Here is an 11,612-nt window from a genome sequence, read left to right as displayed (position 1 = left end):
CCACCCAATAACATCCAATAAAAACGTTAAATATCGACTACCATATAATTGATAATCGGTTTTGAGAAAGGATAGCCCGCATCAAAGCAAGTGTTCTGATAGCATCTGGAAGATGCTATCAGAACACTTGCTTTTTCCAGTAGAAAATAGCTCCCCGGTCCGATTTTGCTGGCGAGAAAAAAACGTACCGCACCATCAACCCTTGGTTGGACCCCTTCACATGCTTGTATTTTCCAACATAGTATATTTCAAATATCAACACCTGTGAAAAGGGGGCCATCCGTTGGTAACTTTAAGCTATCTCCACATCTTATATATCACGCTGATCTTTGTCATGCTCGGCCTGATGGTCTTTCGCAAAAGCATCGTGCTGCCTTGTGTGGCAGGCATCCTCATCATCGGCTGGGTGACTACCCAAAGCGCGATCGGCGGCATACAGGCGCTTTTCAACGCACTGGTCTGGTCTGGGGGAGAATTCTGGAGCGTTATCGCCGTGATATCACTCGTCGTGGCGATGTCCAAGGCACTCTCTGCCCTAGGCGCGGACGCACTGATGATCCGCCCGTTTAGCCGCTACATGAAAAATAGAAGCGCCACCTTCCTTCTGCTCGGTTTCGTCATGTTTGCCGTTTCCATGTGCATATGGCCTTCCCCGGCAGTCGCTCTCGTAGGCGCCGTTATCCTGCCCCTTGCGCTTGAGACGGGCATACCCGTTGTGTGGGCTGCCGTAGCAATGAACCTGTTCGGTCACGGCATGGCGCTCTCGGGGGACTTCTTCATACAGGGCGCGCCCACCATCACCGCAAAAGCCGCAGATACAACGGTTGGCGCGCTGATGCGCGAGGGCTTTGTGCTCTGGGCCGTGATGGCCGTTGTTACCGCAACGGTGGCGTTCATCATGTTCCGGCGCGACGTGAGAAATCTGCCGCCGATCAAGATTGAACGGCCTGCAATTTCCACGGAAAAGGCTAAGCCCGCCGCGGTGGCAATCGCGATTGCCACGCCCGTCGCATTCGCACTGGACATCGTGTTCATGCTGCTCTTCAAATTGCAGGGCGGAGATGCCACGGCGCTTGTGGGCGGCACGGCACTGATGATCCTCGTCGCCGCGACCTGTGTCAACGGCGGCATCATGAAGGCATTTGATAAAGTCATCGAGCATCTAAAGGCGGGCTTCGGCTTCGGCATCGATATCTTCACGCCGGTCATCTTCATCGCGGGCTTCTTCTTCCTCGGCGGCGCGGACGGTGCGAAGGCCGTTCTTGGCAGCGATACGGGCATTATGAACGATATCGGCCTCTACCTCGCGCAGAACGTGCCTATTTCGCGCGTACCCGTGGTGATCGCGGAGGCGCTCGCTGGCTTTGTCACCGGGCTTGACGGTTCCGGATTCTCCGGGCTGCCCATCGTTGGCGCGACAGCAGCCACCTTTGCGCAGGCGCTGCCCATCAACAAGGAAATGCTCGCCTCCCTCGGCCAGATCGTTACCATCTGGGTAGACGGCGGTACGCTCATTCCATGGGCGGTCATCCCTGTCGCTGCGATCTGCGGTGTGAAACCGGAGGAACTGGTGCGCAAAAACGTCATACCCGTGTTCTCCGGCCTCGCTGCGACCATCATCGTCGCATGCTTTCTTGTGTAAACGAAGTAGAATTGTCAATGGAATATTTTTAGAGTAATGAAGAATTTGTATGAGTTTTCATGCAGTTTCGATTAGAATGAATAGGTAGGTTCCCATCATTTTATATAGCAGAAAGATCCGACGCCGTATATCAAAACCGCGTCGGATCTTTCTGCTGTTAAATCAGCTTCTAATCATATTGCGCCCAAACAAAAGATTCAGCAGCCATTTTGTATCCATTCTATAAAAGCGAAAAAGAAGCCTGAAGACATCTGTCTTCAGGTTTCTTCCCCTGGTGGAGATAAGCGGGATCAAACCGCTGACTTCTTGAATGCACCCCGAAGGTGTACTTTCATAGGCAGGGAGAAGCTTCCGCTTTAGGCATCCCCATCGATGATTGTGATTTTGCAAAATCTTTTCCAGATGAGCCTGAAGGCTGCGTTTCTTCCTAAATCACATACCGACTGTGATCCCATGCCCAGTTGAAGAAGACAAGATTTTCTATCTGAAAATGACTGAATTGCTACTACCTGAAAATTGAACTAGGGATAATTACTGAACCGAGGGCAATCGTACGAAAAGGCAATCAGCAACCTTGCTTTCAAGGCAAGCATACGCATCGATTTTACCGCAATGAAAGAATATCCGTATCAGAAAGCCGGTGTTTTTCTGAAAATGAAAGATAGAGAAGCCTGCCGCTTTCGATCAAAGACGGCAAGCTTCTCCATATAGATTATAAGCGGTCAAAACGTTTCTTCCATGATGGCATTCACCCACAGATTGGCCAGATGCACGGCGCCGTGAAAGCCCACAAAAGGAGGCTCATAGGGATTCAGGCGCCACTTCACGTCCGGATTGGCGATTTGCAGCTCTGTGCTGCGCCCGGCCCATTCCAGCGCCTCTCCGCTGGCCATAAGCAGTGATTTTCCTTCCTTTTGTACTGTCTCAGTCCACTGTTCCTCCGCATAGTAAGGAAGATCCCCGTCCGCCATGTCGGGGCTGTCGCACCAGCACGCGCCTTTGGAAAGGGACAGCTCGCTGCCGGCAAAGGAAACAATCCCTTGAACGACGTCGGCATGTCCGCCTGCGGCTACGCGCACGTTCTCCGGATGCTCCCACGCCGCGTGCCGGAACATCGGCAGCGCGGGAGAGATCAGGCGCAGGGCTTCCTCCCGCTCGCCCTCGACGAAGCTGCGGTCAGGGGAGATTCCCATGATCCGCGATACCCGTCCGATCCATTCGCAGGTGCCCTGTATGCCGTAGGGCCGCGCGAGCAGGTACGGCGTACCGAATCGCTTTTGCAGGTGCTCAGCAGCCGGCAGGCCTTCGCGCCGGATCACCAGATTGACATTTGCCCCGCCCATCCGCTCGATTTGCGCCACAGACGTATCCGAGGTCATAACGCACAGCGGCTTCATCCCGAAGGCGCCTTCCATGATGCGGACGATCTCGGCCGCATCCGCCTGAAAACGGAACAGATCCGCGCACGAGCCTATAATATTAAAGCTCGGCTGCGCCGTTCTCTCCACGTCCACCGGCAGCGTTCTGGAAAGCAGAGTAAGCGCCTCCCGTATTCCCTGATGCTGGTTCACGTCAAAGCCGCCGCAGCCGAAAGGCAGCAGACGCATGTCCGGAAAATCCGGCTGCAGCTCCCGGCAAAGGGCGGGAAGATCTGTCCCGATGATCTCCGGCACGGCTGAGGGCAGCAGGAAAAGGATCCCGGGTTTGTCCCGCTGCGCGATATCCGCTACCGCACGGCTGAAACGACGCGTGCCGCCAAGGGCAATATCGGTCTCGTCGATGTGGGCGGAATAGAGCTTACAGGCATTTGAAACCCCCACCCGTTCCAGGAATACACGGCTGTAATTCATATGGCCCATACAGCCGAACTCCAGCAAAGCGGAGTCCCGGATGGAGGCAAGCGTCCACAGTGTTCCCATGCGGCCGGAGGGAATCGGTTTAAATTGATACAGTCCCATTGTCATTCCTCTCTCCCGATTCCTCCAGGGCGTGCAGAAGCTTCTTCAAAAGGCCGGCCGTCCTCTCATGCCCGCATAGGCCGTACAGGTCGGACAGATGCGGCACGCAGGGAAACCCGAGCCTTGCGCCGGACAGCTCCCCCAGGCATAAATCGGGAGCAAGGCTTTCCAAAAGCGGAGCGTCCGAATCCCTGTTGACCATATGGCAGACATACGGGTCATATCCGTACGCATGCAAGGCCTTCGCACACTCTTTATCGTCCGGCCAGAATTCTTCCAGATGCAGCATCAGCGGCTCCATACCCAGGGATGCCAGATAGGCTGCAAGAGGCAGCGCACTGAGCGGGCCAATATGCGCGCCGACATAACGAAGGCCGTGCAGGCGGTCGCCAGCCTGCTCCTGAAGAGACAGCGCCTCGCTCCGTTCACGGTCGAATTCATTTTCCCATTGAATCCCCAGCTTTTCAGCAAGAGCGGCATAGAGCGAATCGATCTGTGCCGGGGCATAGGCGCTGTGCAGGCGGAACGCGGGCGTGCCGAAGGCCTGCTCCATGTCCGCTGCCAGGGGATCGATAAACGGCGAAAGCACCAGATTCGCCGCTGCGTCGGGCGCCTCCAGAAAATCTTCCAGTGCAGCCCCCGGTGCGAGACAGCGCAGGGTAAAGCCCCGTTTCTCCAGCGCGCTCAGCAAGGGCGGCATGGGGATATGTTCTTCGTCCGGGCTGCGCCCCATCACATTGACCACCTGGGGACAGATCGTTCTCGGTTCCATCAGCGAACCGATCGCCTTTAACATGTTCCAGGAGCCGGAGGGAAAACTGTTGCACTTGAAATGCCCGAGTGTAATAAACACAAAGCGCGCGGACAGCTCCTGCTGCGCCTCCCGGACGATCCCCTCGATATCCTCGCCGATTAGATCCGGCACGCAGGTACCGATCAGCAGGATGGCTTTTGCGCCCGCCCGGTCCATCTCCCGGATCGCATCCAGCAGACCTTTGCGGCAGCCGAACACCACTTCATGAGCGTCCAGCACATACATCCAGTGCAGCTCCCCGTGTCTGCGCCCCGGCTTTTGCAAAACGACCCGGCTGTAGGTAACGCATTCCGGCGTACCGATCACCAGTGAGGATACGCCCCGGATATTTCCCGCGAGGGCCAGCGCCGAATGCAGGGGACAGTGGCTGCCCGGAAAGGCGCAGGGCGTTAGGAATTTTACGCCCGCGTTGGATCGAACGGCGGATAAGCGCTTCAAATGACTTACATTGGACATGAACATCCACCTCCGGCTGTCTCCTGAATCAAAAGCTGCGCCAGTTCACGGTAATGGGCGGCCATATCAGAATCGGGGAATGCCTCCACTACGGTTTTTCCCTGTGCCTCGGCCTGCTGTACCAGAGGGTGACGGGGCAGGCGGTACAGAACCGGCGCTTCGATCTCCTCTGCCGCCTTGTCCACCAGCTCGTTTTCCCCCTCGACGTTCTTGGCGTTGAGGATCAGCCCCCGCAGCGTCGCGTACCCGCGCTTTCCGAAGCTCTTGACCGCATGGGCAATGTTGGAGGCCGCGTAAAGCGACATCATTTCGCCGGAGGTTACAATGCACACCTCGTCGGCGTAGCCGCCCCGGATGGGCATGGAAAAGCCGCCGCACACCACATCTCCCAGTACGTCGTAAAGCACGACGTCCGGCCTGTAGATTTCATAGGCATCCAGTTCCTCCAGCTTTTCAAAAGCGGTGATGATGCCCCGCCCGGCGCAGCCTACGCCGGGAACCGGGCCGCCGGATTCCACGCACAGCACGCCGGAGGGACTTTTGACCACAATATCCTCCAGAACCGCGTCGCCCTTTTCCCGCAGGGTATTCAGCACTGTGGGGATATTTTTTCCGCCTGTCAGATTACAGGTGGAATCGGCCTTGGGGTCGCAGCCGATCTGCATGACGGTAAGCCCCATGGCCGCGATCGCTGCCGATACGTTGGATACGGTGGTGGACTTGCCGATGCCGCCTTTCCCGTAAATCGCTATTTTTTTCATTGATTCACCTTCTTATATATGCCGGTAGTATCCTGAGCCTGACGGATCAGATCATAGGAAATGCAGGTGGGACGGCCGGTGCGGGGTTCTTTGACGATTTCCGCGTCAATATGAAAGGTTTCTTTGAGCACCTCAGCGGTCATCACTTCCTCCGGCGTACCGTGCTGAATGATGTCCCCTCCGCGGATGGCGATCATATAATCGGCAAAGCGGGCGGCAAGATTCAGGTCATGGAGCACCATCACAATGGTACAGCCCTGCTCCCGGTTCAGGCGGTAAAGCAGCTCGAGCACCTCAAGCTGATAGGCAAGGTCAAGATACGTCGTCGGTTCGTCCAGCAGAATCAGGTCGGTCTGCTGGGCAAGCGCCATCGCGATCCACACCCGCTGCCGCTGCCCGCCGGAAAGGTTATCCACCGCCGTGGTTTCAAACTCCGTCAGGCGCGTCACCTCCAGCGCCCACTGAATGATCTTTTTGTCCTCAGGTATTAATTTGCCAAAGCCTCTTTGGTGGGGAAAGCGCCCGTAGGCCACAAGCTCCCCCACCGTCAGCCCAGCCGGAGCCTGGGGGGATTGGGGCAGGATCGCCATCTTCTGCGCCACTTCCTTCGTGGTCAGGCGGCGGATATCGTCCCCGTTCAGGTACACCACGCCGCCCTTTGGTTTCAGAATACGGCCCACGGCCTTAAGCACCGTGGACTTTCCGCAGCCGTTCGGCCCGATGATCGTGGTGATCCTGCCCTGCGGGATCTGCATATCCAGATCGTCCACCACAAGGTTATCCTCATAGGCGACGGCCAGATTCTGTGTTGTAATGCTGTTCATAATCTCATCCTTTGCTCACTGCTTGTTTTTTACGAGCAGGTATAAAAAGTACGGTGCGCCGATAATGGCAACCATAATGCCGGTAGGGATTTCGAAGGGCTGGGCGATCACACGCGCAACGGTATCCGAAACGGATACCAGTACCGCCCCCGCCAAAGCGCAGACGGGAAGCAAAATCCGGTGGCGCGGCCCCACCAGCCGCCGGGCAAGATGCGGCGCGATCAGCCCCACGAAGCTGATGCTTCCGCTGACTGCCACACAGGATGCCGCCAGCGCCACCGCGGAAACAAGCAGACGGCGGCGCTCTTTTTCCACAGAAGCGCCCAGGCCATAGGCAATATCGTCGCCCAGGCTCAGCACGTCCAGCGCGCGGGATTTGGACAGCACATAGGGAATCAGCAGCAGCAGCCAGGGCAGCAGGGCCAGCACGAACTTCCAGTTGGAGCCCCAAATGCTTCCTGCCTGCCATGTCGCCACAAAGTCAAACTGAGTTTCGTCCAGCTTGACCACCAGCACGGTAGTCAGCGCAGAAAGGCCTGCCTGCATCGCCACACCGGTCAAGATCAGCCGGATCGGAGCAAGGCCGCCCTCGCGCTTGTAAGCCAGGGCATAGATCAAAATTGCTGCAAGCCCGCCGCCAAGGAGCGCCAGAAACGGCAGGGTGAAAACCGACAGGTAGGACTGCGAACCAAAAAACAGCACGAATAAAATAACGGTCAGCCCTGCCCCGGCGTTGATGCCCAGAAGCCCCGGGTCCGCCAGGGCATTGCGGGACACCCCCTGAATGATGCAGCCGGAAAGCGCCAACCCCGCGCCCACCAGCATGGAAATCACGATACGGGGCAGCCGGAAGCCGAACAGAATCAGATTTTCCTTGTTGCTGCCGCCGCCGAACAGCGTGCGCAGCGTATCCAGCGGCGAGAGCTTTGAATAGCCGGTATTCATGCTGACGACGAATGACAAGATCAAAAGAACCGAAAAAATGAGCACGACAGCGACATTCCGGAGCGCCGTTTTTCGTTTATATTCTTCGTTCTTACTCTGCTGTGCGTTCATTACAATGCCCTCCTTTCCCTTCGGGCCAGATACAGGAAGAAGGGCACGCCGACCAGCGCGACGACCGCGCCGATAGGCGTTTCAAAGGGCGGGTTGAGCATTCTTGCGCCCAAATCCGCCAATACCACCAAAAGACTTCCCAGCACCGCGGAGGCAGGAATAATCCACCGGTAATCCCTGCCTACGAGAAACCGCGCGACATGCGGCACAACTAAGCCCACGAAACCTACCGAACCGACCACCGCCACGGAAGCGCCGGCCAGCATCAGAACAACGGCTGTGCAAAGAGCCCTGACAAGCAAAGTGTTTAGCCCCAAGCCCCTTGCAACATCCTCGCCCAGGCTCATGATGGAAATGGAACGCGAAAGAACGATTGCGCCCAGGAGCGCGCCCGCGATCCACGGGGCCATAATCCGGATCTGCGGCCAGGTGGAACCGGCAACGCCGCCTGCCGTCCAGAACATGATGTTCTGCGCCACGTTAAAATACAGGGCAATGCCCTGACTGAGCGCGGACAACAGCGCGCTCACCGCGGCTCCCGCCAGCACCAGGCGCATCGGAGATGCTCCGCCGCGCCGCAAAGACGCGATGCCGCTGACCAAACCTGCGCCCAATGCCGCACCCGCAAAGGAAAACAGAACGAGCTGCAGGTAGGAAAGCCCGGGAAAAAAAGCAAAGCAGAGAGAAAGGACAAAGCCCGCGCCGGCGTTTAAGCCCATCAGTCCGGAATCCGCCATGGGGTTGCGGGTCACGCCCTGCATGACCGCCCCCGCCACGGCAAAAGCAGCGCCGACCAGGGCGCTGGCCAGTACGCGGGGCAGGCGCAGATCGACAACGATCAGGTGATGGGTATCCTGCCGGTTGAAGTGCAGCAAGGCGTCCCACACCGTTGACAGCGGAATCTCCGCCGCCCCTTTTGTAATCGAAAACGCCATCAGCAGGATCAGCGCGCCGCTGCCGAATAAGATAATCAGCCATGCCGCCCACGCACGGCCTTTCATTTTGATCGTTTGTATGTCCTGAACCGGTTGTGCCGGTTCGTTTGTTTGTCTTATCAATGACTGCCTCCTCGACACCGTGCGGATGCTTGTTGAAAAGAAAAACCGGGCGCAGGCTATCAGAGAAAGCTGCGCCCGGTTTTCATACATGCTCGCTCACGTTTGCCCGGAATAAATCTCTGCCAGTTTTTCGGCGGTAAGGCGCAGGGCGAGCGGCCCGAAGGTGTTCATATTCTCATCAAAATAGTAGATGCGCCCGTTCTTCACCGCATCGATAGACTGCCAGACCGAGGAAGCTCCCATGCTCTTCACAAAGGCCGCGGCGGCCTCGTGGTTATGCTGGAACACGATGTAATACGGATTCATCTCGGCCACGGCTTCCAGAGATACGGTCTCATAAATATCCGGGTAGCCTTTGGGTTTTGTAATGCCGAAGGTTTCGTAGTACGCTGCGTTGCCGCGGGTAATAAAATTCTTTCCGTCCGTGCGGAAAAGGGCGAACGTCCTGTCGGCGTACGGAGACATCGCTTCTTTTGTGTCGGCGATGGTTTTTTCTATCTCCGTAATCATACTCTGCGCCTCGTCCTCTTTGCCTACGATCTCGGCGCAATCGCGAAGCTGATCCTGCCACGACGAGGTATAATCCAGCAGCACCACCGGCGCGATCTGCACGAGCTGGTCGTATGTCTTATCGAGCCCCCCCCTGCGTGGAGAAGGTCACGATGACGTCGGGGTCGGATTCCAGAATCGTCTCAAGATTGATCTCACTGGCGCTGCCCAGATTCATGATTTCCACGTCTTTGAGAAAAGGCCCGAACATTTCGGATTGCTGGAGCGCTTCCGTCTGCCCCAGGGCATTGCCGATCGAGGACGCCGTGGGCGGTGTGCCGAGCAGAAGGAAGTGTTCCATATAGAAGGTATGGAGAAGGGTAATTCGCTCCGGCTGCTTTTCCAGAACGACCTCATGCCCGGCCGCGTCCGTGATCGTTCTCGGCCATCCGGCCTCTTCCGGCGCGGAGGACGTGCTTTCCGGCGTGCTTATATTTTCCGGCGGCGTTTGGGCGCAGCCCGCCGCGATGCCTGTCAAAAGCGCAAGTAAGACGATCAGTCCCATCAGTCGTTTCATCGGTGATTCCTCCAATTAAAATAGTTTGTCTTGTCTAACTGACATACATCAGTATAACAAAACATTCATTCTATTGGAATGGAGGCATCCTGAAATCCACATGGATTATTCCTGAATTTTTCCCGCAGTGTGCTGGGCGGAACGCCGAACCGATCCCTGAACATCCGGCTGAAATACAGCGCGTCCGAGTACCCCACGGACTTGGCCACCTCGCCGACCGGCCCGTCGCCGGTAATCAGCAGCTCTTTGGCACGATTGAGGCGACAAGCAATCAGGTAATCGCCGGGACCCATACCCGCGAACTTACTGAATACATAGAACAGCCGGTTTTCATTGACACCGCTTTGCGCTGCCAGTCCGCGCACAGTCAGCGCGTCCATATAGTGCTCATGGATATAGGAGGATACCTGCTCAAACAGCGCCTGCGCACTGCCACTTATTTGGCTGCGGGCACGGACGAAAACCTCCTCCAGGGCACGGTGAAACAGCGTCTGCGTCCGGAACGCAGGAAGCGCCCCCGGTTGATTGAATGCCTCCCACAAACGCCACAGGATTTCTGTCAGATGCGGGCTGTGCCCGACGGCCAACGCAAAATGCGCCTCCGGCAGACAAATACCCTCCGGCTCAGTACCGACTATGTCATACAGCAGGGAGATATATTCCCATTTCGTATTGCCCACTACGCGCTTGTCCAGGCTCATATCCGCGCCGCCGTGGATCACGTTCCCGGCGCTCGCCAGATACGGCGTGCCATTAAACTGGAGCTCCGCCTGCCCGGAGAGCGGAAAGATAAAGCCGGGAAACGGCGCCGTTTGCTGCCATCCGGCCGTGCCCGGCTCGATCGTATAGTGGTAAACGCCCTGTACCCGGAAGGAGGCGCGGGCAAAATGCGCCACCAGCGTATTGAGCTCGATTTTCACTTTACGCGCCCCCTTTCCCGTTTGATTCTTTACTCAGTCATGCTTTCCACAATGGATTCCACCCCAAGCTTGATGCTCAGGGGGCCGGCTGCCCGCACAGCCGCGTCCAGGTAGTAGACGTGCCCGTCTTTTACGGCGTTCAGCGACTGCCATACGGAGGAAGCCTTCGTTTCTTCGGACAGGTAGATTTGCTTGTAGCCGTTCGCTTCCGTTCCCAGCGACCCCAACAGGAAAATGTAATCCGGATTGAGCGCCGATATGCCCTCCAGGGAGATCATCTCCTGCCCGGTCTTGATGTAGCCATCCGGAGTCGTTAATCCAAGGCCGTTCTCTTTATCAAACCATACAGGATAGTCATCAGAGGCGAGAACAAGGAAATTACCTACGTCGCTGCTGCGCTCAAACAGTATCGCCACCGTTTTGTCGCTGTATCCGGCCAGCTTTTTCCTGGATTCGGCAATCAGCGCTTCCGTTTCGGAAATATAGGCTTCCGCCTTTTCCTCTTCGCCAAGGCATTCGGCAAACGCCCTCAGCTGTTCCTTCCAATCGGGAATGTTGAATGTTACCACGGGAGCAATTCGGGAAGCCGCCTCGTAAAGCGTCATATCCAGATTTCTCTCCTCAGCAGTATAGAGGATCAGGTCGGGCTCCAGCTCCACAAGCTTTTCAAGATTCGGCGCCTTGTTTTCCCCCAATTCCTCAATCTGCGCCTTCGCGGCATAAGGCTGCAGCGTACCGAAGCCGTTGATCGACCGCTCGGCAAGGGTAGACGCGATGGGCGTGATATCCAATGCAAACAGGGTTTCAATATAACCAAAATCCAGGAGTGCGACCCGTTCGGGCTTTTTCTCCAGGGTGATCTGTTTTCCTAAGGCGTCCGTGATTGTTCTCGGCCAAGCTTCTTCAGCATCCGATGTTCCCGTCTGCGAGGCCGCAGAAGAGTCATCCGAAGGTGTGCCGCTGCCCCCGGCTGTTGTATTGGCGCATCCGGCCAATATGCCCGTCAGCAGGGCAAGAGAGAGCATAAGACCTATTAATCTTTTCATTTGTCCTTTCC

The 11,612-nt window shown here is 56.7% G+C and carries 11 protein-coding genes; 1 reads left to right on the top strand and 10 read right to left on the bottom strand.

Going from position 1 to position 11,612, the window contains the following annotated elements:
• Positions 1-553 precede the first annotated feature (553 nt).
• Positions 554-1,642: a hypothetical protein gene (locus tag TY09_RS11445; RefSeq protein ID WP_242841487.1), complete on the top strand. Its 1,089-nt coding sequence runs from the start codon at positions 554-556 to the stop codon at positions 1,640-1,642.
• Positions 1,643-2,364: 722 nt separating this feature from the next.
• On the opposite strand, the gene TY09_RS11440 is transcribed toward TY09_RS11445, so the two are convergent.
• From TY09_RS11440 to TY09_RS11400, 10 genes are all read right to left on the bottom strand, one after another.
• Positions 2,365-3,600, bottom strand: a complete 1,236-nt coding sequence (locus TY09_RS11440; RefSeq protein WP_042434462.1) for a nitrogenase component 1 — start codon at positions 3,598-3,600, stop codon at positions 2,365-2,367.
• The gene (locus TY09_RS11435) at positions 3,581-4,870 is read right to left on the bottom strand and encodes a nitrogenase component 1 (protein WP_042434460.1); all 1,290 of its coding nucleotides are present in this window, start codon (positions 4,868-4,870) and stop codon (positions 3,581-3,583) included. The genes TY09_RS11440 and TY09_RS11435 overlap by 20 nt, the downstream gene beginning before the upstream one ends.
• A complete protein-coding gene (locus TY09_RS11430) occupies positions 4,858-5,631 on the bottom strand; it encodes a nucleotide-binding protein (protein ID WP_042434457.1) in 774 nt (257 codons plus the stop codon). The genes TY09_RS11435 and TY09_RS11430 overlap by 13 nt, the downstream gene beginning before the upstream one ends.
• Positions 5,628-6,455: an ABC transporter ATP-binding protein gene (locus tag TY09_RS11425; RefSeq protein WP_042434454.1), complete on the bottom strand. Its 828-nt coding sequence runs from the start codon at positions 6,453-6,455 to the stop codon at positions 5,628-5,630. The genes TY09_RS11430 and TY09_RS11425 overlap by 4 nt, the downstream gene beginning before the upstream one ends.
• Positions 6,456-6,470: 15 nt before the next feature.
• A complete protein-coding gene (locus tag TY09_RS11420) occupies positions 6,471-7,511 on the bottom strand; it encodes a FecCD family ABC transporter permease (protein ID WP_042434451.1) in 1,041 nt (346 codons plus the stop codon).
• Positions 7,511-8,512 (bottom strand): FecCD family ABC transporter permease, encoded by a 1,002-nt coding sequence (locus tag TY09_RS11415; protein ID WP_147584668.1) that lies wholly within the window; start codon positions 8,510-8,512, stop codon positions 7,511-7,513. Before TY09_RS11415 ends, TY09_RS11420 begins: the two co-directional genes overlap by 1 nt.
• A 153-nt stretch (positions 8,513-8,665) precedes the next feature.
• The gene (locus tag TY09_RS18850) at positions 8,666-9,181 is read right to left on the bottom strand and encodes an ABC transporter substrate-binding protein (RefSeq protein ID WP_242841486.1); all 516 of its coding nucleotides are present in this window, start codon (positions 9,179-9,181) and stop codon (positions 8,666-8,668) included.
• A gap of 16 nt (positions 9,182-9,197) precedes the next feature.
• Positions 9,198-9,635: an ABC transporter substrate-binding protein gene (locus TY09_RS18845; protein ID WP_242841485.1), complete on the bottom strand. Its 438-nt coding sequence runs from the start codon at positions 9,633-9,635 to the stop codon at positions 9,198-9,200.
• Positions 9,636-9,700: 65 nt separating this feature from the next.
• Positions 9,701-10,555, bottom strand: coding sequence for a helix-turn-helix transcriptional regulator (locus TY09_RS11405; protein ID WP_042434449.1), 855 nt, complete (start codon positions 10,553-10,555; stop codon positions 9,701-9,703).
• A 29-nt stretch (positions 10,556-10,584) separates the two neighbouring features.
• Positions 10,585-11,601, bottom strand: a complete 1,017-nt coding sequence (locus TY09_RS11400; RefSeq protein ID WP_042434447.1) for an ABC transporter substrate-binding protein — start codon at positions 11,599-11,601, stop codon at positions 10,585-10,587.
• Between the last annotated feature and the right edge of the window lie 11 nt (positions 11,602-11,612).

This window comes from Faecalispora jeddahensis, assembly GCF_000577335.1.
In the GTDB taxonomy this organism is placed as follows: domain Bacteria; phylum Bacillota; class Clostridia; order Oscillospirales; family Acutalibacteraceae; genus Faecalispora; species Faecalispora jeddahensis.
This window is presented reverse-complemented; position numbering and strand designations above follow the sequence as displayed.